This is a genomic window from Mycobacterium lentiflavum, from assembly GCF_022374895.2.
In the GTDB taxonomy this organism is placed as follows: domain Bacteria; phylum Actinomycetota; class Actinomycetes; order Mycobacteriales; family Mycobacteriaceae; genus Mycobacterium; species Mycobacterium lentiflavum.
Genome location: NZ_CP092423.2, coordinates 3,608,647 through 3,629,504, shown reverse-complemented (window position 1 = coordinate 3,629,504; position 20,858 = coordinate 3,608,647). Strand labels below are relative to the sequence as shown.

Genomic DNA, 20,858 nt, shown 5'->3' with positions numbered 1-20,858 from the left:
ACCTGTCGTCGTCATTTCAAGCCTCCAAGATGTCGCGCTGCATCCACGTGGCAGGCCGATTGTAAGGAGCTATTCAGCGAAGCCGCATCCGCAGCGTTGCAGCGAAAAGTTATGGTAAACAGCACGTTTGGAGATGGTGAACGCAAAGGGTAGGTGAAAGGTCGCTACACCAGCTGCGCTGCCGTGGCCATGACGATGAGCAGCAACGTGGCGATCCCGATGATGTAGACGGGGCGACGAGGGCTGATGTGGGCCGGAAGCGGTCGGCGCTGCAATATCGCCTGTCGCCGGAAGGCGATCAGGTAGGTACACGTCGCGGCAAGCAGAGCCACACCCGCCGGGATCAATGGCACCCAGCCCCGTGCGCCGTGGATTTCCTTGATGGCCAGCAGCACGCCGTTGGCCAGGAACGCGAACGATGTCCGGGACCAGGCGAGCGTCGTGCGTTCGGCCTGGAGCCCGCGGACGGGATTTCCGTGCGCCGCCGTCAACCCGAGACGACCTTCAGAACGACCAACCCGAGTGCGACAAGGCCGACCAGGCTGAGACCCACCGCGAGGTAGGCCGGCGAGGGATGCCGGGGCAGGGGCTCGCCGCGGCGCATCGCGTGATCCGCTTGCTGCCAGCGCAGCAGCCCCATCCCGCTGGTGAGGATCGCCAGCACCACGAGGCCCAGGCCGAGCAGCCGGCGGGCACCGGGCACCGTCATCTCTGGAACGAGCTGCACCAGTGCGACGGCGGCCGCGAGTAGACCCAGTGCGGTGCGCTGCCAGGCCAGGAAGGTGCGTTCGTTGGCCATGGTGAACCGATAGTCAGGCTCGCTCTCTTCCGCGTGGTCCTCGGGGTGGCGCTCGGTGATGGCCTTGTCGGACACGCGTACCTCGCAGAGCAGATGGGAACAAGCTTTTCTTTACCGATGATTTTAACCAACCGCGTGGCTCACCACGGCGCCTTGCGCCGCGCCGTTGCATGATGAAGGTTGTGGTTAAGGCGTTGTTGTTCGACGTGCAGGGCACCGCGACGGACTTCCATTCGACGGTCTGCGGCGAGGCGCAACGGATCAGCGCGGGACGTCACCCGGACGTCGATTGGCCCGACCTGGTCCGGCGTTGGCGGGCAGGCTACTTCGCCACGCTCGAGGACACGCGCAGCCGCCAGAGTGGATGGGTGTCGGTGCACTCGGTATACCGCACCGCGCTCGATACCCTGCTGGACGAGTGCGGCATCGTCGGCTTCACCGATGCCGAGCGCGAGGATCTCACCCTGGCCTGGCAACGACTCGAGCCCTGGCCGGATGTCGCACCCGGGCTCTCCTGGTTGAAGAGCGACTTCACCTTGGCGACGCTGTCGAACGCCGACGTGTCCGCGGTCATCAATATCTCCAAGCGCGCGCGATTGCCCTGGGACGCGATCTTCGCCGCCGAGATGGCCGGCGTTTTCAAGCCGGACCCGGCGATCTATCGGATGGCCGCGACCTACCTGGGCCTGGAACCCGCCGAGATCATGATGGTGGCCAGCCACAAATACGACCTCCGCGCCGCGGCCGAACTCGGCTTTCGCACGGCGTTCATCGCGCGTCCGCTGGAATTCGGCGCCGACGGCGATCCCGATGTGGAGTATTCGGACGAGTTCGACATCAACGCGCCGGACTTCCTCGACCTCGCCGATCAGCTGGGCGTCTGGTGGCCGTCTTAACGCGTCCGCATGGCGACCGCTAGCTCGCTCGGGTGAAGGCCGGCGCCACGGTGTTGGTCAGCGCCGGGTCCGGCTTCGCCGAAGACATCGACAACAGGCCGCGCACCGCGCGGGCGCCCAGCAGCCAGTTCGACGGCTTCTTCATGTCCAGCCCGCCGAGGAGCTGTTTGATCATCGTCAGCGTGTCGAAGTAAATGCGTTCGCAGACAAGCGTTTCGGTGTCGTCGAACACGAAGTACGCGTTCATGCGCACCCGGAACCGGCTGCCGGTGGGCGGCACCTTGCCCAGGAAACCCCGATGTGTGCCCATCAACCAGAACTCGACGATCACCGCGTCGGCACTGTGCCGCAGCGCGATGATCTCGTGGTCCTGATCGGGGAACGCGGTGCGCGTGTAGTTGTAGTAGCCACGCACCGCGTCGTTTCCATCGTGGATGACCATCTGCGGGATCAGCTCGTAGTGGGGGTGCGGAAAGGTCGCCAGCACGTCGTCCCAGTCCTGGCGGACCTCGTCGTGGAAGTGGTCGAGCACGAGTTTCTGGCGCGCGGCCAGCACTTCGGGGGCGGGAAACGCGGGGGCTGTCATCGGGTCAGCGTAATCCCAGGCCGTGCTTCCGATATCGCGCCCGCAATCGGGGCCCGCGATGAAACGGGCTTAACCCCGGGGAGTCCAGGACACCGGCAGGGTCTTGATGCCGTGAATGAATTGGGACAGCAACCGCGCCGGTTTGCCGGTCACGGTCATGTCGGGGATCTCGCGGCGCAGTTCGTCGAAGACGACCCGGATCTCGCGGCGAGCCAGGTTGGCGCCCAAGCAGAAATGTGCGCCACCGCCCCCGAAACCCAGATGCGGATTCGGGTTGCGCGCGACATCGAAAGCCCACGGATTGTCGAACCGTGACTCGTCACGGTTGGCCGAGTTGTAGTACAGCGCAACCTTGTCGCCTTCGGCCATCCTGACGCCGCTCAATTCGAAATCCCGCGTCAGGGTGCGGCGCATGTAGATCACCGGGGAGGCCCACCGCACGATCTCCTCGACCGCGGTGGGCGTCAGGGCCTCGAAGTCGGACCACCACCTCTCCCGTTGCTCGGGGAAGCGGGACAAGGCCAGCACGCCATGGCTGATCGCATTGCGCGTGGTTTCGTTGCCGGCCACCACCAGCAGGATGAAGAACGACGCGATCTCCTGGGAGGTCAGCCGATCGCCGTCGACCTCGGCTTCGACCAGGGCGGTGGTCAGGTCGTCGTGGTGGTTGGACCGGCGGTCCTCGGCCAGCGCGGTGGCGTAGGCGCCAATGTCCATCGACACCTGCATGAACTCTTCGAAATCCAAGGTCAGATCGGGGTCGCCGAAGCCGAGAATCACGTTGGTCCAGTGGAAGATTCGCTGATGGTCCGCTTCGGGAATGCCCATCATGTCGCAGATGACCTGCAGCGGCAGCGGCCCCGCGAGCTCGGTGACGAGATCGGCCTGGCCGTCGGGATTCTCGGTGCGCAGCGAGGTGACCAGTCGGTGCGCACGTTCGCGCACCGAAGCCTCAATGCGGGCAACCACTTTCGGGGTGAACGCCCGGCTGACGATCGAACGCAGCCGCTGGTGTCGCGGGTCGTCCATCACGATCATCGAGCCGAAATACTCGGCCAATTCCGGTGTCTGGTCGTTGATCGTGATGCCGCTGGCGGAGCTGAAGATGTCGGGATGACGGCTGGCGAAGTGGACGTCGTCGAGCTTGGTCAGCGCCCAATACCCATTGCCGGTCTCAAACCCCTCGTACTTAATCGGCGACCAAAACGATATCGGGGCCTCCCGGCGCAAGGTGGCGAAAGCCGCGTCGCGCAGGTCGTCGTTGCGCACCCAGAAATCGAGCGATTCGAGTTGGACATCGGCAAGCGGGAGTTCGGGCGGGGGTGTCCCGTTCGGTCGCGACGCCATGTCGGTCTCAAGGCTCACGTGGCTTCCCTTCGCCGTCGAACGGGATCTGAAGAGGTGACACTGGGGAGCCTAGACCCGGATCAGTGCGTACAGACGGTTCTCGCGGGAACGCCCGTCGTCGCCGTCGCGGCGCTGACTACGTTGCCGTCCATCAAAATCTTGCAGGAGATGGGACCCGGGCCCTGGGCGCTGATCGTGAACACCTGACCGCCGAACGCGGTGAACTCCGTCGACCAGGGCAGCGGCGCATTCACTTGGTGCAGCTGCCCGGTGTCGGTTTGGTAGTAGATGAACTGGGCGACCGCCGGGCCATTGACTTCGTAACGGACCTGGGGCATCTGGGGGATGGCGTGGGCGACGCCGCAGGCATTTGCGAACCCGAAACCGATAGCCAGCAGCATCGACGGTGCGGCGAGGTGCGTTCTCATGAATTGCATCGTGTCACCACGGGCGACGGTAGGGAAGCGGTTGGCGTCCGACGCCTTCAGGAAACTGGCCCGGTGCGGCGCCGGCGAACGGCCAGGGCGCCCAGCAGAACAACAGCGCATGCCGCCCCGACCACACCCGAGATCAGCAACGGCAGCCGACCGTCGGCGCCCCACGAGAAGCCGGCCCACAGGCCCGCAGCCAGCACCGCGCACCCACTGAGCCCCTGAAAGACGCCTTGGGCGCTCGATTGCAGCGCTTCCCCGACGAGCGTCGATATCCAGGCCTTCGCGACGCCGTCATAGCAGGCGGTGAACAACCCGTAGGCGACGATCAGGGCTGAGGCGATCGCCGCGTCTGTGGTGATGCCCAGACCGACATAGCCGATCGCGAAGAACACCAGACCGGCTCCGTAGGTGACTGGACGACCGAAACGGTCCGCCAGCCACCCGGCCGGGAAGCTCGCCACCGCGTAGACCAGGTTGTAGCCGACATAGGCCAAGATGACGTCGGCCACCGAAAAGCCGATCTCCTTGAGCCGCAACAGAAGTAGCGCGTCAGGGAAGTTTACCAAGCTGAACACCACCAGAAAGGAAACCACCGCCCAGTACCGGCGGGGCAGCAGACGGGTCTGGGCGAACACCCGCACCCTGGTTGCTCGCCGCGCGTCTCGCGGTCGTTCCCGGACCCAGGCGATCACCAGCACGCTGAGCACCGCGGGGATCACCGCCAGATAGAGGACCGGACCGATCTGGTGATGGAACAGCTCGTATCCGGCCAGCCCGAGCAGCGGCCCGATGACCGCACCGAGTGTGTCCCACGCGCGGTGGAACCCGAACACCCGGCCGCGCGCGGCCGAATCGATTCCGTCGATCAGCAGTGCATCGCGCGGCGCACCGCGCAGTCCCTTGCCCAATCGGTCGACAACCCGCCCGAGCAACACACCGGGCCACGCGCTGGCGACGGCGACGAGGACCTTGCCGAGTGCTGCCATCCCGTATCCGGTCGCGATCAGCGGTCGGCGGGAAAACCGATCGCCCAACGGGCCCGACACCAGCTTGGTGATCGACGCGGCGCCCTCCGCCGCGCCTTCCACCGCCCCGACGACCGACGGCGGCGCACCCAACACGGTCGTCAAGTAAATCGGCAGCAGCGGGTAAAGCAACTCGCTCGCCGCATCTTGCAGCAGTGACACCAGCGACAGCACCCACACATTCCGGGTGAGCCAGATCGGGCCCTTACGAATAACCGTGTCGGGGCGGCTCATCGCGGCATCATCGTTCGCACAGTCAGATGTTAGGTGCCACACCGGTCACCCACTTAATGTGAAGCGGGGGGCTGGTGACCGGAAGGTTGGGTATGTCGATAAGCGGCTCAAAGCGCGTGGTGGTGTTCGGTACCGGCTTCGTGGGCAGGATGGTGATCCCCGAGATCGTCAAGCACCCGCTGTTTGAGTTGGTCGGCGTCGGCGTCAGCAATCCGGACAAGGTCGGCCGCGACGTCGGCGACATCTGCGGCATGTCCGAGAAGGTCGGCATCACCGCCACCGACGACATGGACGCGCTGATCGCGCTGAAGCCGGACGCGCTGGTGCACTACGGCCCGACGGCGATGCACGCCAAGGAGAACATCAAGCTGATCACCAGCTTCCTGCGCGCCGGCATCGACGTGTGCTCGACGGCCATGACGCCGTGGGTGTGGCCGACGATGCACCTGAACCCGCCGAACTGGATCGAGCCCATCACCGAAGCCTGTGAGCTCGGCGAGTCGTCGTGCTTCACCACCGGCATCGACCCCGGATTCGCCAACGACATGTTCCCGATGACGCTGATGGGTCTGTGTTCGGAGATCCGTAAGGTGCGGGCGTCCGAGTTGCTCGACTACACCAATTACGAGGGCGACTACGAGTTCGAGATGGGCATCGGCCGCGAGCCCGAATTCAAGCCGATGCTCGAAGATCGCGACATGCTGATCTTCGCCTGGGGTGCGACCGTCCCGATGATCGCGCACGCCGCCGGGATCATGCTCGACGAGATCACCACCACCTGGGACAAGTGGGTGACACCGACCGAACGTAACTCGGCGCGCGGCGTCATCAAGCCCGGGCACGTCGCCGCTGTGCGGTTCACCATCAACGGCGTCTACCAGGGCGAGACCCGCATCCAGCTCGAGCACGTCAACCGCATCGGGCTCGACGCCGCCCCCGACTGGCCGACCGGTCACGACAACGACGTCTACCGGGTGGACATCGAAGGAACCCCGAGCATCTTTCAGGAGACCGCGTTCCGATTCACCGACGGCTCCGGGCGGGACGCCGCCGCGGCCGGGTGTCTGGCGACCGGGCTGCGGGCACTGAATGCGGTGCCGGCGGTCAACGACTTGCGGCCCGGCTGGGTCACCCCGCTGGACCTTCCGCTTATCGCCGGAGCCGGCAACATACGGTGACCAGGGCTTATACTGAGGCCGCGACGTTATACAGCTCACGCATAGCCAGCGCAGAGATTGGCTATATGTATAACCGACAAAATCGGGGATAGGCGGATGCGGGGGCATACCGCTCGATAACGGGGATGGGGCCATGTCAGACGGAGCTACGCCCGCGCTGGGGCTCTCGATCGGCGCCACCAACTTCGCCGCGGTCACCGCCGACCAGGCCATCACGCGCAAGCCCGTTATGACGCTGTTCCGCGAGCGCGTGCCCGAGATCGGGGTGCCGGGTGAGAACCCCCGGCTGGACCAGCCGGGCCTGGTGATCACCGACTTCGTCGATCGCGTGGGCGACCCGATCGGCATCGTCGCGGCCGACGGCTCCGTGCACCGCAGCGAGGTCCTGGCGGCCGACGGGCTGCGCGCCCTGGCCTACGCCGCCACCAACGGCGCGGACCTTCCGGAGAACGTCGCGGTAACGCACCCCGCACACTGGGGATCGAACGCCGTCGACGCGCTGGGTTCCGCGCTGAGCCGGGTGCCCGAATGGGCGAACCGCGACCGGCCGCTGACGTTGATCCCGGACGCCGCCGCGACGCTGTTCGCCGCGCGGGCCAACCCCGGCATCCCGGCGCGCGGCACCGTGGCGGTGTGCGACTTCGGCGGCAGCGGCAGCAGCATCACGCTGATGGACGCCGCGGGTGACTACCAGCCGCTCGCGCCGACCGTGCGCCACCTCGACTTCTCCGGAGACCTGATCGATCAGGCTCTGTTGACGACCGTGTTGGCCAACCTGCCCAGCGCCGATTCTTTCGATCCGTCCGGCACTTCGGCGATCGGACCGCTGAGCCGGCTGCGCACCGGCTGCCGCACCGCCAAGGAACAGCTGTCGACGAGCACGGTCGCGACGCTGGCCGAGGGGCTGCCGGGCATACCCGGCGAAATCCGGCTCACCCGCAACGAACTCGACGACGCAATCCGGACCTCCCTGACCAACTTCGTCGCGGTGCTGGATGAAACGCTGGCGCGCAACGGGATTCGTGATCTGGTCGCGGTGGTGTCGGTCGGCGGCGGCGCAAACATCCCGGCGGTCACCACGATGCTCTCCGGCCACCTGAGGGTTCCGGTCGTGACGACGCCGCGACCGCAGCTGGCCCCGGCCATCGGTGCGGCGTTGCGTGCGACGCGTGGGCCGGCGGAGACCAGCGCAACGTTGCTGACCCCGTCGGTGTCCCGCGCGACCGCGGCCGCCATGGCGGCCGCACCGGCAGCACCGGTGGCGGTCGAGGAGCGACAGCCCGTGCTCACCCACGCCTCGGAACCGGTATCGAGCCTGATGCCGGCGCTGGCGTGGTCGGAGGCCGCTGACGAGTCGCGCATGATGCCCGCCGCGGCCGCGCAGATTCCGAATCATGTTGGCGGGTCCGGGTATACGTCGGCGCGACCGGCGTTGAACTTCGAGCAGCCCGCACAGCCACGCCGGGAGAAAAAGGCTCCGGTCGTTCCGTGGTCGCGATTGCCGGGCATGGTCGTCATCGGTACGGCTGTGGCGGTACTGCTGGTCGGCATCGCGTTGGCGATCGGCCTGTCCGACGACAAACCGGCCACCACGCCCAACCCGGGTGTCAAGACGTCTCCGGCTACCGCGCCACCGGCTAACGGCGCTGGGCCGCAACCCGTGCCGCCGAGCCAGGCGCCGATCACGGGTCAGGCCGCGCCCCAACCCGCCGCGCCGCCGCCGACGGCCGACGCTCCGGCTCCCGCGGCAGTCGACACACCGCCGCCCGCGGCAGTCGACACACCACCGCCCGCGGCGATCGATACCCCGGTCCCGGCGGCACCACCGCCGCCTCCCGTGGAGGCTCCGGCACCGCCGCCGGTGCCCCAGATACCGGCACCCGCACCTCACGTCCCGCCGATTCCCGCGATTCCGCCCATCCCGCGAATCCCCGGACTGGGCTTGCCAATTCCCGGATTCGGTGGTTAGTACGGGTTATTTTTTACGGGAGTTGGGGGGCTTTTCGCCCTTGTTTTCCTCGTCGGCGAGTTTCCGGAGTTCTTCGTTTAACGTCTTGTCTTTCTCGACTTGCTGCTGCCACTCTTTGTCGCCTGAACGATCGTCGCCCGATTCATCGCTGTACTTGGGGTTGCCATCCTCGTCGATCCAATCGTTGACCGCCGTACCCGAGATTGCTCCGCCGGAACCCGGCAGCACCAGCGTAGGCCGGTCCTCGTAGGCCACCATCATCTCCGCGGCTTTTTGCTTCGCGTCATCGTCAGGCTCGGGCTTCTCGGATAATTGCCCGGTCTCCTCGGATACCTGCTGCTTGTCGTCTTGACCGGCTGCTTCGTCTTGACCGGCTGCTCTGTCTTGACCGGCTGTTTTGTCGTCCTGCACGCTCATCCGTGTTCCCCCTTTGAGTCGCAGTGTCGACCGCAACTCGCTGTCGGTTACCCGTTGCCGCGCTGTGTCGAAACTCTCGTTACCGCAATCATTTTTGTCTGACCAGCGGTCACTAGGCGGGCGAGACCGCATATGCGCGCGACTGCGTTTGACAAATGCCCGCGTCGGCTTTGAGGAAAAGCGTTGTATCGGTTACCAGTTGATTGGTGGGTAGCTGACCTTCGTGAGTTCCTCGGAAATCTCCCACAGTCGCCGGCAATCGTCGTCGTTGCGGGCGCGCGCGGGCGTTTTGGCTACTTTGACGCCACCGCCGGCCAGCTCCATGAAGCCTCGGGGTCCGTAGAACTCGCCGCCCTCGGCCTGCGGCGTGGCCGCCGCGTACAGGGCGGGCAGGATTCCCTCGTCGATCTCCTGCCACAGGAACGGCGTGAAGCGCCACGACGCCTTGTACAAGCGCTCCATCAGCGCCGGCTTTTCGCGGCCGTACGACGGCCCGCTGATTTGCAGGTTGGTCTTGGTCAGCCCGGGATGTGCGGCGTTGGAGACGATGCCCCAGCCGCCGGCGCGGCTACGCTTGTCCAATTCGCGGGCGAACATCAGCACCGCGATCTTCGACTGGCCGTAGGCCGACATCGCCGCGTAGGACTTTTCGAACTGCAGATCGTCGAAGTGGATCTTGCCGCTTTGGCTGGCCGCGAGGCTGCTCAGCGACACGACGCGGGCACGCTGCGCGGCGCGCAACAGCGGCAGCACATGCCCGGTCAGCGCGAAGTGCCCGAGATGGTTACTGCCGAACTGCAATTCGAAGCCGTCGGCGGTGGTGTCGCGTTCTGGGGGCGTCATCACCCCGGCGTTGTTGATCAGAATGTCGATCGGGCGGCCCTCGGCGTTGAGTTGCTCGCCCAGCGCGGCGACCGATGCCAGCGACGACAGGTCGAGGGACTTGATGGTCAGCTTCGCGTCGGGCACGCTGTGGCGGATCTCTTCGATCGCGGCCTCACCCTTGGCCCGATTGCGGATGGCCATGACCACATCGGCGCCGGCCGCGGAGAGTCGTCTGGCCAACCCGAAGCCCAGACCGCTGTTGGCCCCGGTGATGACGACAAGCTTGCCGGTGAGGTCCGGCACCGTGGCGACGAGATCGTTCGACATGGGTATCAGTGTGCTCTTTCACTGGCCCAGGGTCACTAGCGGTGACACACTCCGGGAATGTGGAGCAGACTGCCCGCCAAGATTTCATTTATCTCTGCCATCGTCGTCACGATCATGTCGCTGGCCGGCATCGTCGTCGCCATCGTGCTCAACGTATTTTTCCTGGACGACTACAACGCGTACGGCGAGGTTCCGGTCCCCGGGTCGGGCAGCCTGCATCTGCCGCAAGGTGAAGTCACCGTCAGCCTGCACACCGTCGTGATCGGCAGCCCCGACGGCGGCTTGCCGGTGCCGCCGCTCGGCGTCACGATTTCGCCGCCCGACGGCGTCGCCCAGCCGACGATGACGGAAAGCATCGGCAGCACAACCTCAGTCAACAATGACGCGCACGTGCGGGTGTGGGTGGCGCAGATTCCGGCTGAGGGCACCTACAACATCACGACGGACGGCCAGGTCAACGGATTCATTGCACCGCGACTTGCCTTTGGCCACTCGACCTCCTACGGATTTCTGATCTGGCTGTTCGTCGGCATGTTCGTGGTGGGCCTGGCCGCTTCGATTCCGGCGGGGCGTTGGCTGCGCAGCACCCGGCGCAAGGCGGCGACGGCCGTCGTGGAGGGGTCATGGCCCGTCGTTTCCGTCGCGGCACCCCAGCAGTCGCCCACCACGGCGTACGAACCCAGCGACCAGGGTGTTCGTCTTGAGCGCCTCAAAACGCTTGCGGCGCTGCGGGATTCCGGGGCGTTGACCGAAGAGGAGTTCCAGAACGAGAAGCGGCGGATCCTCGAAGGGCACTGAGTGGGCCGCGGGCCTAATGGCCGCGGGCGACCCACTCCTCGTAGTGCACGATCTCGTCGCCGATGATGGTGCTGTCGCCGTGGCCGGTATGCACGACGGTCTCACCCGGCAACGCCCCCAACCGCTCGGAGATCGACTTCAGAATGGTCGGGAAGTCGGAGTACGAACGGCCCGTCGCGCCGGGCCCGCCGGAGAACAGGGTGTCGCCGCTGAACACCACGCCGAGGTCGTGCACGTACCAACACACCGATCCGGGGGAGTGTCCGGGCGTGTGGATCGCGGTCAGTTCGGTGCCGTCGATCTTCAACTTCTCCCCGTCGGACACGGCGCGAAAGTCGCTGTCCGGGTGGGTCATTCGCCACAGAACCTCGTCGGCGGGATGCAGCAGCACCGGTGCGTCCAGTGTCTTACCGAGTTCGGGCGCCACCGTGACGTGGTCGTTGTGCCCGTGCGTGCACACCACCGCCACCACGTGGCGCCCGCCGACGGCTTCGACGATGGGTGCCGCGTCGTGGGCCGCATCGAACACCACGACGTTGGAGTTGTCGCCGATGACCCAGATGTTGTTGTCGACTTCCCAACTGCCACCGTCGAGTTCGAAGGTGCCGTGGGTAACCACGCGGTCGATTTGAACCATCAGAGCATCACCACCGAACGCAATACCTTGCCGCCGTGCATCTTCTCGAACGCCTCCTCGATGTCGTCTAACCCGATTCGTTCGGAGACAAACTTCTCCAGCGGGAGCCGGCCCTGCAGATAGAGGTCGATCAGGGTGGGGAAGTCGCGTTCGGGCAGGCAGTCGCCGTACCAGGAGGACTTCAACGATCCGCCGCGGGAGAAGAAGTCGACCAGCGGCATCTCCAGTTTCATGTCCGGCGTCGGCACACCCACCAGCACCACCGTTCCGGCAAGGTCTCGAGCGTAGAAGGCCTGCTTCCAGGTCTCGGGCCGGCCCACCGCGTCGATGATGACGTCGACGCCGAAGCCGTCGGTGAGGTCCTGGATGGTTTCGACTAAGTCGGCGTCGAGTTCGCGGGCATTGACGGTGTGGGTGGCGCCGAACTTGCGGGCCCAGTCCAGCTTGGTGTTATCGGTGTCGACCGCGATGATCTTCTTCGCACCGACCAGCGCGGCGCCCGCCACCGCGGCGTCGCCCACACCGCCGCAGCCGATCACCGCCACGGTGTCGTCGCGGGTGACGGCGCCGGTGTTGATGGCCGCGCCGATCCCGGCCATCACTCCGCAGCCCAGCAGCCCGGCGGCCGCGGGGTCGGCCTCGGGATTGACCTTGGTGCATTGGCCGGCGGCCACCAGCGTCTTGTCGGCGAACGCCCCGATGCCCAGCGCGGGCGTCAGTTCGGTGCCGTCGGTCAGCGTCATCTTCTGGGTGGCGTTGAACGTGTCGAAGCACAGCTGCGGCTTGCCGCGCTTGCAGGCGCGGCACTGGCCGCAGACCGCGCGCCAGTTCAGGATCACAAAGTCGCCCGGCGCCACCGACGTCACGCCCGGCCCGACGGCCTCGACCGTGCCCGCGGCCTCGTGGCCGAGCAGGAACGGGTACTCGTCGTTGATGCCGCCCTCCCGGTACGTCAGGTCGGTATGGCAGACCCCGCAGGCGATCACATCCACCAGGGCCTCGCCCGGGCCGGGGTCCGGGACGACGATGTCCACCAATTCGACGGGTTGGCCCTTCTTGCGTGAAATCACTCCGCGCACTGTCTGACTCATGGGCTCCAACCTACTGTGAGGGCCATACACACTGCAGCCCGGCGTCCACCCATAAGCAAGGGCCGTTCCGGGGGCGGCGAACCGGGTGTAGCGTCTGCAGAGCGTGACGACACTCGACAAGAGTTCGGACGGCGCACCGCGCCAAAGTCAAGAGACTGTCGAAGATTTCGCGGGACGAATGGTCTCGACAATCGACAGCGCGAGCCTGGCAATCCTGCTGAGTATCGGACACCAGACCGGCCTGCTGGACACGATGGCCGGACTCGGTTCGGCCACCAGCGCGCAGCTCGCCGACGCCGCGGGCCTCAACGAGCGTTACGTCCGGGAGTGGTTGGGCGGCATGACAACCGGACATGTCGTCGACTACGACCCGGGCAACGGAACCTACTCGCTGCCGGCCCATCGCGCGTCGGTGCTGACCCGTGCCGCCGGGCCCGACAACCTGGCTTTGGTGGCGATGTTCCTGCCGCAACTCGGCGAGGTGGAGCAGAAAATCATCGGCTGCTTCCGTGCGGGTGGCGGGCTGCCCTACAGCGAGTTCCCCCGGTTCCACGCGCTGATGGCCGAGCAGAGCGCGGCGGTGTTCGACATCGCGCTGGTCGATGTCGTGCTGCCGTTGGTGGACGGCCTGCCGGACCGGCTGCGCTCCGGTGCCGACGTCGCCGATTTCGGGTGCGGCAGCGGTCACGCGATCAACGTGATGGCAAAGGCATTTCCGGCAAGCCGGTTCACCGGTATCGATTTCTCCGAGCAGGCGATCGCGACGGGTATCGCCGAGGCGGCCGGCCTGGGCCTGACCAATGCGAGCTTCGAGGCCCACAACCTGACCGATCTGGACAAGAGGGACGCCTACGACGTCATCACCGTGTTCGACGCGATCCACGATCAGGCGCAGCCGGCCCGGGTGCTGGAGAACATCCAACGTGCGCTGCGACCCGGCGGTGTGTTGTTGATGGCCGACATCAAGGCATCCAGCCGGCTCGAGGAGAACGTCGACGTCCCGATGAGCACCTACCTCTACACCGTCTCGCTGATGCACTGCATGACGGTGTCGCTGGCGCTGGGCGGCGCCGGACTCGGTACGGTCTGGGGCACGCAGCTGGCCACCTCGATGCTCGTCGACGCCGGATTCGACGACGTCCGGGTGCTCGAGATCGACTCCGACCCGATCAACAACTACTACATCGCGACAAAGTGACCGCCGATAGGCACTAACCTCGTGGCGGTGACCATGCACCAGGACTACGACGCTATTCGCGCGGAGGAGATCCAGCCGGGTGACAACATCGAGTTCCCTGCCGAGCACCCGGACGTGCAATGGCGCGTCGAAGAGGACAGGGCAACTAAGCCGCCTTCTAACGAGCCGGGCGTGTTGTGGTACGTCGAGGAACAGATGGGCGACGTGTTTCCCAGCCCGCTGGGTGACCTGTACAAATTCACGGTGAAGGCGGTCGGGGCGGCGGGAGTCGAAGTCGGTGTCCTCATCCGCGGCCACGTGCCGGTCCGCCGCTACCGGCGACGTTAGTGACCCGACCGATCTGATGGCCGCTCTCGATGCGCTCGACGATTGGCCGGTGTCGGCTGCCGCGGCCGCGGTGATCGGACCGGACGGGGTGCTGGCCACGCACGGCGACACCGAGCGGGTGTTCACGCTGGCGTCGGTCACCAAGCCGCTGGCGGCCCGTGCCGCGCAGGTCGCGATCGAAGAGGGCGTCGTCGAGCTGGATACCCCGGCCGGCCCGCCCGGCGCGACGGTCCGGCATCTGCTGTCGCACGCGTCGGGCCTGGCGATGCTGGACGGTCGGGTGCTGGCCAAGCCCGGTACCCGGCGCATGTATTCCAACTACGGCTTCGCGGTGCTGGCCGAGACCGTGGAGCGTGAGTCGGGCATCGACTTCAGTCGCTACCTCACCGAGGCGGTCTGCGAGCCGCTCAGCATGCGCGCGACCCGGCTGGACGGCGGCGCGGCGGAGGCCGGGTACGGCGCCACCTCGACGATTGCTGACCTGGCGGCTTTTGCCGGCGACCTGTTGCGCCCGTCGACCGTGTCGGCCGAGATGCACGCCGCGGCGACGATCGTGCAGTTTCCCGGCCTGGACGGGGTGCTGCCCGGCTACGGCGTGCAGCGGCCCAACGATTGGGGCCTGGGTTTCGAGATCCGGGATGGGAAATCGCCGCACTGGACCGGGGCGCGCAACTCGGCGCGAACTTACGGCCATTTCGGCCAAGCAGGCGGTTTCATCTGGGCAGATCCCGACGCGGACCTGGCGCTGGTCGTGCTCACGAACCGCGATTTCGGCGACTGGGCGCTGGACTTGTGGCCGGCCCTCGCCGACGCGGTCCTACACCAATACATCAAATAGGCATCGAGCACTAGCGCAACACGGGTATCACAGGGCACAATAGACACGCACGAAACAAAATATCTGCTTGTCGGGTTCGCCAGGTCGTTGGGGAAGACGTCCCTCGTGGAACCGAAGGAGCAGGTAAATGCGTGCGTCGAATCAATTCGCCGACGTGACGGCAGGTGTGGTGTACATCCATGCCTCGCCCGCGGCGGTATGCCCGCATGTTGAGTGGGCGTTGTCGTCGACCCTGCAGTCCAAGGCCAACCTGGTCTGGACACCGCAGCCGGCGATGCCGGGACAGCTGCGTGCTGTCACCAACTGGGTCGGTCCGGTGGGTACCGGTGCCCGGCTGGCCAACGCGCTGCGGTCCTGGTCAGTGCTGCGGTTCGAGGTCACCGAGGACCCGAGCCCCGGCGTCGACGGCCACCGGTTCAGCCACACGCCGCAACTGGGCTTGTGGACCGGGGCGATGAGCGCCAACGGCGACATCATGGTTGGGGAGATGCGGCTGCGGTCGATGATGGCGCAGGGCGCCGACACGCTGGCCGCCGAGCTGGACTCGGTGCTGGGCACCGCTTGGGACGAGGCGCTCGAGGTCTACCGCGACGGCGGCGACGGCGGCGAAGTCACCTGGCTCAGCCGGGGCGTCGGCTAAACGACCGGCGTAATCGCCACTTTAGGCGGGGGCCGCAGATACCGGCATGTCGACGTTGCCGTGACACGCACCGCTGGTGATGTCGGTGTGAAAGACACCGGACAGTGTCCCGTCGGCGCCCGGCGTGAAGGCGACAACCGATTTTGCCGGGTCGTATTCGATTGTCCCGTCCGGGAGTTGGCAGTCCCATTGCCAGGTGGTGGTGCGCACCCACTGAGAACCGTTCCAGGTGTAGGTGATCGGGCGCGGGATATACGGATTCTTCGGTGGCGGCGCGTCATACACCGTGGCGACACAGGTCCCGGTTGAGCAGCTGGACCTGAAGGCGTAGTCGACGACGCTATTGCCCTCCGGTGTTCCGGCGGCAGCGCTGGTGCCCGTCTTGGCGGTGCCGGCAAAGGTCACCTGATATTTGCCATTCCACACTGGATCGGCCGCGAAAGCCGTGGGGGCCGCCGCAAGCGAGCCGCCCAGGGCGGCGGCCACGGTGATAAGCACGGTTATGCGATGTCCCGACATTGTTCCTCCCAGGTTCCTCCCAGGTTCCTCCCAGGTTCTCCCAGGTTCTCCCAGGGCTGGCTCCCACGGCGCACGTCTGCCCCTGATGTCGCGTTTGCCACACGAGTTGTTACACCGGTGGGCGCAGGATCTGCAGTGCGCCAGGCACCGCGGCGAGCTCCGCGGGCAGCGGGCACGCGTAGTCGCCGTCGGCGTAGACGTTGATGCCGGGGCATTCGACGTGGATGGTCTTGGCGCGCGCCGTGGTGACCTCGTCGAGCTGGACGTGGGTTCCCTTCAACACGGTCGGGAACAGCCGGACGAATTTCGTCCGGGATGCGGTGTGCGCCATCGTGATGTCGAGCAGGCCGTCGGTGTAATCCGCGTCCGGACAGATCAGCAAACCCCCGCCGTAGCTTCGGGTATTGCCGAAGGCCGCCAGCGTGATGTCGGCGTTGATCTCCTCGGTGCCGTCGAGCACCAAGCGAAACGGCAACATCCGCAGTTGGGTGAGTTCGGCGAGCATCGCGACGTAGTAGCGCAGCCGTCCGTGCGGCCAGCTCATCCGGTTGGCGCGATCGGTGACCAGGGAATCGAATCCGGCGGCCGCCACGGTGCCGAACCACTTGGCCTCTGTTGTGCGGCCGTTGCCGCGCTGGATGCGGCCCAGGTCGATGGTCTGGGTCCAGCCTTCGACGACGATGTCCGCGGCGGCCTCGGGATCCCTTGTGGGGATGCCGAATTCGCGCGCATGGTCGTTGCCGGTGCCCGCCGGGATGATGCCCAGCGGAATGTCGGTGCCCGCCAGCACTTGCAGCGCGTTGGAGATGACCCCGTCGCCACCGGTCGCCACCAGCGCGTCGGTGCCGCGTTCGATCGCCGCGGCGGCGAGATGGCGGGCGTCTTCGGCGTCGTCGCCGATGATCTCGTTGACTTCGACCCCGCGGGCATGCAGTCGTGCGATGGCGGCCTGCGCCACGCGCACGGCGGTGCCATGCCCCGACAGGGGATTGGTCAGCGCGGTCACCTTGGCGATCTCGCGGCGATTCACGGAATCAGCTTGCCGGGATTGAGGATTCCCGCCGGATCCAGGGTGGCCTTGACCGCGCGCAGCACCTGCACGCCGAGATCGCCCACCTCGTCGCACATCCAGGGCCGGTGATCGGCACCGACCGCATGGTGATGGGTGATGGTGCCGCCGGCGGCGATGATCGCGTCCGACGCGGCCTTTTTGGCGGCCTGCCACTGCTCGATCGGATTGCCCCGCTGCCCGGCGACGACGGTGAAGTACAACGATGCGCCGGTGGGGTACACGTGCGAAATGTGGCACAACACCAGCGCCGGTGTCCCGGTTTCGGCCAACGCGGTGGTCAGTGCCTCGGTGACGTCGGCCTTGAGGGCGCCGATGTTGGACCAGTCGGTGGCGGTCTCCAGCGTCTCGCAGAGTGCGCCCGCGGCGAGCAGCGAGTCGCGCAGGTATGGCGCGCCGAACCGGCCGCGCTCCCAGGCCTGCGCGGGACCCTCACCCAACGACGTGCCGCCCTTTTTGACCAGCAATTCGCGGGTTTCGGCGTGCCGGCTCTCGACGTGTTCCTTGGTGCCCTCGAAGACCGTGATGCCCAGGCAGCCGCCGGTGATCTGGTTCTCGCCGATCGACTCGGTGGTAGCCAGGTTGACTCCGGTCTCGGCCTCGTCGGAAAGCCGAATCACGGTGGGGCCGGTCGCATTTTGGGTGACCGCCCGTAAAGCGGCCGCTCCGGTCGCGAAGTCGGGGAACGACCAGGCTTCGTAGCTGACGGCCTCGGGTACCGGATGCACCCGCAGTCGCACCTGGGTGATCACGCCGAAGGTGCCCTCCGAGCCGATCAGCAGCTGACGCAGATCGGGCCCGGCCGCTGACTCCGGTCCTCGGCCCAGGTCCAGCGTTCCGGCTGGAGTGATCGCCCGCAGCCCGCGCACCATGTCGTTGAAGCGGCCGTAGCCGGCCGAGTCCTGACCCGAGGACCGGGTCGCGGCGAAGCCTCCAATGGTGGCGAACTGGAAGCTCTGCGGGAAGTGTCCGAGCGAGAAGCCGCGCTCGCCGAGCAGGCGTTCGGCGTCGGGACCGGTGAGGCCCGCTCCGAGGACGGCCTGCCCGGACTCCTCGTCGAGGGAGACGAGTTGGTCGAAGCGACGCAGGTCGAGTGAGATCACGGCGGTGAAGTCGCCGCGGATGGGGTCGAGGCCGCCGACCACGCTGGTGCCGCCGCCGAACGGAACGACGGCGATGCCGTGCTCGGAGCAATAGCGCAGGATCTCGGCAACCGCGTCGTCGTCGCCGGGCAGCAGGATGGCGTCGGGCGCGTCCTGTTCAGCGGCTTTTCGCTTCAGCAGGTCGAGGGTGGACTTGCCGCCGGCGTGCAGCAGGCGATCGTGATCGTCGGTGCGGCAATACTCGGCGCCGACGATCGCGGCGAGCGCGTCCCGATCCTGCGTCGAGAGCGCCGACGGACGCAGCTGCACCTGATCGGGGCCGAGTTCGGCTTGATTCGAATCGTCCAGGCCGACAGCCTGTTTCAGCAGCGACCGAACGCCGTCGGAGAGCGGTTTGGCGCTAGCGGGATCTCCCCACGCGTTCCATTTCATCGGCGGAAGGAGTTGCTCGGTCCCAAGATCATGCGTCATGCGTTACAGTATTACACATGCTGTCAATCAGTAACGCAGGTTTGGATGTGGCCGACCGGATCCTCGCGGCGGCCGCCAGTTGTGTGGTCGATTTCGGGGTCGACCGGGTGACCCTCGCCGAAATCGCCCGGCGCGCGGGTGTCAGCCGGCCGACCGTATACCGCCGTTGGCCGGACACGCCCGCGGTCGTGGCCGCGCTGCTGACCCAACGGATCACCGCTGTGATGCAAGAGGCGCCACTGCTGGGAGAAGACCGCGAATCGCTTGTGCGCCAAATTGTTTCGGTGGCCAATCTGTTGCGCCGCGACGAGCTGATCATGTCGGTGATGCACTCGCACCTGGCGCCGATCTACATCACCGAGCGGCTCGGCGAAAGCCAGCAGATGCTGATCGGCGCGCTTGCCGACCGGTTGCGGGTGGCCCAGCGCCACGGCAGTGTGCGCGCGGGCGATCCGTTGCAGATGGCCACCATGGTGTTGCTGATCGCACAGTCGACGATTCAGTCCGAGCGGATCGTGCGTCCGATTCTCGATGCCGATGCGCTGGCCGCCGAACTCACTCATTCGCTGAACGGATACCTGTCCTCATGACCGCTTTGAATGCGCCGCGTCGTGCCGCCGACCTGAACTCGCTGGCCGACGGCGCGCCGTTGGACGTGCTCGTGATCGGCGGCGGCATCACCGGGGCCGGGATTGCGCTGGACGCCGCGTCGCGTGGCCTGCGGGTGGCGCTGGTGGACAAACACGATTTGGCATTCGGGACCAGCCGGTGGAGCTCGAAACTGGTCCATGGCGGTCTGCGCTACCTGGCGACCGGCAATGTGGGCATCGCTCGGCGCAGCGCGATCGAACGCGGAATCCTGATGACGCACAACGCCCCTCATCTCGTGCACGCGATGCCGCAACTGGTGCCGTTGCTGCCGTCGCTGAGTCACCCGAAGCGGGCGCTGGTGCGTGCGGGATTCCTGGCCGGTGACGCGTTGCGTGCGCTGGCAGGAACACCGTCGTCGACGCTGCCGCGCTCGCGCCGGGTGTCCGCCCAGCGGGTGGCCGAGATGGCGCCCACGGTGCGTCGCGAAGGTCTGGACGGCGGACTGCTGGCCTACGACGGGCAGTTGATCGACGACGCGCGCCTGGTCATAGCGGTCGCACGGACCGCGGCCCAGCACGGCGCCCGGATCCTGACCTACGTCGCCGCATCCGAGGCCACCGGCACATCGGCGCGGCTGACCGATCAGCGCACGGGTCAGTCGTTCGACGTGTCCGCCCGTGCGGTGATCAATGCCGCCGGGGTGTGGGCGGCCGATATCGACGGCTCACTACGACTGCGGCCCAGCCGTGGGACACACTTGGTCTTCGACGCCGGTGCCTTCGGGAATCCGACTGCGGCGCTGACGATTCCGATTCCCGGCGAGCTCAACCGCTTCGTGTTCGCGATGCCCGAGCAACTGGGCCGGGTTTACCTCGGGCTCACCGATGAAGCCGCGCCGGGCCCTATTCCCGATGTGCCGGTGCCGTCGGCCGGCGAGGTCGAATTCCTGCTGGACACGGTCAACACCGCCTTGGGGACCGCGCTGCAGCCCGCCGACGTGATCGGCTCCTACGCCGGCCTGCGGCCGCTGATCGACACCGGGGAGGGCCGTACCGCCGACGTGTCGCGCGAGCACGCCGTCGTCGAGTCGCCCGCCGGGGTGATCAGCGTGATCGGCGGCAAGCTGACCGAATACCGGTTCATGGCCCAGGACGTCCTGGACCGCGCGGTCAGCCTGCGGCACCTAGCGGCCGCCAACTGCCGGACCCACAATCTGCCGTTGATCGGGGCGCCGGCCAACCCCGGGCCGGTTGCGGGTTCCCCGGCCGGGCTGCCCGCCTCGCTGATCGCCCGCTACGGCGCCGAGGCGCCGACCGTCGTCGCGACCGCCACCTGCCAGCGCCCGACCGAGCCCGTCGCCGAGGGCATCGACGTGACCCGCGCGGAGTTCGAATACGCGGTCACCCACGAGGGTGCGCTCGACATCGACGACATTCTCGATCGCCGAACCCGGATCGGCCTGGTGCCCCGCGATCGCGAGCGGGTAGTGGCCGAGGCGGCGGAGTTCCTGGCGGGGGTCGCCGGAAGTTAGCCTTCGTC

General features: G+C 66.7%; 23 protein-coding genes. 10 read left to right on the top strand and 13 right to left on the bottom strand.

Annotated elements, in window-relative coordinates; genetic code table 11:
* Positions 1-164 precede the first annotated feature (164 nt).
* Together MJO58_RS16985 and MJO58_RS16980 are read right to left on the bottom strand one after the other, a co-directional pair.
* Entirely contained in the window at positions 165-491 is a 327-nt protein-coding gene (locus tag MJO58_RS16985; RefSeq protein WP_239720125.1) for a DUF202 domain-containing protein, read from the bottom strand.
* Positions 488-799, bottom strand: a complete 312-nt coding sequence (locus tag MJO58_RS16980; protein WP_090609234.1) for a YidH family protein — start codon at positions 797-799, stop codon at positions 488-490. Before MJO58_RS16980 ends, MJO58_RS16985 begins: the two co-directional genes overlap by 4 nt.
* 173 nt (positions 800-972) lie before the next feature.
* On the opposite strand from MJO58_RS16980, the gene MJO58_RS16975 reads away from it, so the two are divergent.
* On the top strand, positions 973-1,695 hold the full coding sequence (locus MJO58_RS16975; protein ID WP_239720124.1) for a haloacid dehalogenase type II: 723 nt from the start codon (positions 973-975) through the stop codon (positions 1,693-1,695).
* 19 nt (positions 1,696-1,714) lie between these two features.
* On the opposite strand, the gene MJO58_RS16970 is transcribed toward MJO58_RS16975, so the two are convergent.
* The 4 genes from MJO58_RS16970 to MJO58_RS16955 form a co-directional block, all read right to left on the bottom strand.
* Positions 1,715-2,281 (bottom strand): ester cyclase, encoded by a 567-nt coding sequence (locus MJO58_RS16970; RefSeq protein ID WP_090603570.1) that lies wholly within the window; start codon positions 2,279-2,281, stop codon positions 1,715-1,717.
* A 69-nt stretch (positions 2,282-2,350) separates the two neighbouring features.
* Positions 2,351-3,628 (bottom strand): cytochrome P450, encoded by a 1,278-nt coding sequence (locus MJO58_RS16965; protein WP_434086378.1) that lies wholly within the window; start codon positions 3,626-3,628, stop codon positions 2,351-2,353.
* 80 nt (positions 3,629-3,708) lie between these two features.
* Positions 3,709-4,056: an MmpS family transport accessory protein gene (locus MJO58_RS16960; protein ID WP_175364453.1), complete on the bottom strand. Its 348-nt coding sequence runs from the start codon at positions 4,054-4,056 to the stop codon at positions 3,709-3,711.
* 56 nt (positions 4,057-4,112) lie between these two features.
* On the bottom strand, positions 4,113-5,321 hold the full coding sequence (locus MJO58_RS16955) for an MFS transporter (protein WP_090603564.1): 1,209 nt from the start codon (positions 5,319-5,321) through the stop codon (positions 4,113-4,115).
* A 92-nt stretch (positions 5,322-5,413) separates the two neighbouring features.
* Here MJO58_RS16955 and MJO58_RS16950 point away from each other — a divergent pair, with 92 nt between their 5' ends.
* Positions 5,414-6,499: an NAD(P)H-dependent amine dehydrogenase family protein gene (locus tag MJO58_RS16950; RefSeq protein ID WP_239723323.1), complete on the top strand. Its 1,086-nt coding sequence runs from the start codon at positions 5,414-5,416 to the stop codon at positions 6,497-6,499.
* Between the two features lie 133 nt (positions 6,500-6,632).
* Positions 6,633-8,468: an Hsp70 family protein gene (locus tag MJO58_RS16945; RefSeq protein WP_239720122.1), complete on the top strand. Its 1,836-nt coding sequence runs from the start codon at positions 6,633-6,635 to the stop codon at positions 8,466-8,468.
* A gap of 6 nt (positions 8,469-8,474) precedes the next feature.
* On the opposite strand, the gene MJO58_RS16940 is transcribed toward MJO58_RS16945, so the two are convergent.
* Positions 8,475-8,885 carry a hypothetical protein gene (locus MJO58_RS16940; protein ID WP_239720121.1) on the bottom strand — a complete coding sequence of 137 codons (411 nt, stop codon included), beginning with the start codon at positions 8,883-8,885 and terminating at the stop codon, positions 8,475-8,477.
* A gap of 192 nt (positions 8,886-9,077) precedes the next feature.
* Positions 9,078-10,037, bottom strand: coding sequence for an SDR family oxidoreductase (locus tag MJO58_RS16935; protein WP_090603556.1), 960 nt, complete (start codon positions 10,035-10,037; stop codon positions 9,078-9,080).
* Between the two features lie 57 nt (positions 10,038-10,094).
* Here MJO58_RS16935 and MJO58_RS16930 point away from each other — a divergent pair, with 57 nt between their 5' ends.
* Positions 10,095-10,835 (top strand): SHOCT domain-containing protein, encoded by a 741-nt coding sequence (locus MJO58_RS16930; RefSeq protein WP_239720120.1) that lies wholly within the window; start codon positions 10,095-10,097, stop codon positions 10,833-10,835.
* Between the two features lie 13 nt (positions 10,836-10,848).
* On the opposite strand, the gene MJO58_RS16925 is transcribed toward MJO58_RS16930, so the two are convergent.
* Positions 10,849-11,472 carry an MBL fold metallo-hydrolase gene (locus MJO58_RS16925; protein WP_090603552.1) on the bottom strand — a complete coding sequence of 208 codons (624 nt, stop codon included), beginning with the start codon at positions 11,470-11,472 and terminating at the stop codon, positions 10,849-10,851.
* Positions 11,472-12,563 (bottom strand): S-(hydroxymethyl)mycothiol dehydrogenase, encoded by a 1,092-nt coding sequence (locus MJO58_RS16920; protein WP_090603550.1) that lies wholly within the window; start codon positions 12,561-12,563, stop codon positions 11,472-11,474. Before MJO58_RS16920 ends, MJO58_RS16925 begins: the two co-directional genes overlap by 1 nt.
* A gap of 178 nt (positions 12,564-12,741) precedes the next feature.
* On the opposite strand from MJO58_RS16920, the gene MJO58_RS16915 reads away from it, so the two are divergent.
* From MJO58_RS16915 to MJO58_RS16900, 4 genes are all read left to right on the top strand, one after another.
* Entirely contained in the window at positions 12,742-13,761 is a 1,020-nt protein-coding gene (locus tag MJO58_RS16915) for a class I SAM-dependent methyltransferase (RefSeq protein WP_239723322.1), read from the top strand.
* 27 nt (positions 13,762-13,788) lie between these two features.
* A complete protein-coding gene (locus MJO58_RS16910) occupies positions 13,789-14,088 on the top strand; it encodes a hypothetical protein (RefSeq protein ID WP_239720119.1) in 300 nt (99 codons plus the stop codon).
* Positions 14,089-14,104: 16 nt separating this feature from the next.
* Positions 14,105-14,926: a serine hydrolase domain-containing protein gene (locus tag MJO58_RS16905; RefSeq protein ID WP_239720118.1), complete on the top strand. Its 822-nt coding sequence runs from the start codon at positions 14,105-14,107 to the stop codon at positions 14,924-14,926.
* A gap of 127 nt (positions 14,927-15,053) precedes the next feature.
* Positions 15,054-15,566 (top strand): DUF3145 domain-containing protein, encoded by a 513-nt coding sequence (locus MJO58_RS16900; protein WP_090603542.1) that lies wholly within the window; start codon positions 15,054-15,056, stop codon positions 15,564-15,566.
* A gap of 21 nt (positions 15,567-15,587) precedes the next feature.
* Here the strand turns inward: MJO58_RS16900 and MJO58_RS16895 are convergent, their stop codons facing one another.
* The 3 genes from MJO58_RS16895 to MJO58_RS16885 form a co-directional block, all read right to left on the bottom strand.
* Positions 15,588-16,085: an Rv2253 family sensor-like surface protein gene (locus MJO58_RS16895; protein WP_090603540.1), complete on the bottom strand. Its 498-nt coding sequence runs from the start codon at positions 16,083-16,085 to the stop codon at positions 15,588-15,590.
* A 109-nt stretch (positions 16,086-16,194) separates the two neighbouring features.
* On the bottom strand, positions 16,195-17,115 hold the full coding sequence (locus MJO58_RS16890) for a diacylglycerol kinase (protein WP_090603538.1): 921 nt from the start codon (positions 17,113-17,115) through the stop codon (positions 16,195-16,197).
* Positions 17,112-18,689 (bottom strand): FAD-binding oxidoreductase, encoded by a 1,578-nt coding sequence (locus MJO58_RS16885; protein WP_350355923.1) that lies wholly within the window; start codon positions 18,687-18,689, stop codon positions 17,112-17,114. The genes MJO58_RS16890 and MJO58_RS16885 overlap by 4 nt, the downstream gene beginning before the upstream one ends.
* A gap of 56 nt (positions 18,690-18,745) precedes the next feature.
* On the opposite strand from MJO58_RS16885, the gene MJO58_RS16880 reads away from it, so the two are divergent.
* Positions 18,746-19,318, top strand: a complete 573-nt coding sequence (locus MJO58_RS16880; protein ID WP_090603534.1) for a TetR/AcrR family transcriptional regulator — start codon at positions 18,746-18,748, stop codon at positions 19,316-19,318.
* Entirely contained in the window at positions 19,315-20,850 is a 1,536-nt protein-coding gene (locus tag MJO58_RS16875) for a glycerol-3-phosphate dehydrogenase/oxidase (RefSeq protein ID WP_239720116.1), read from the top strand. Before MJO58_RS16880 ends, MJO58_RS16875 begins: the two co-directional genes overlap by 4 nt.
* Positions 20,851-20,858 lie beyond the last annotated feature (8 nt).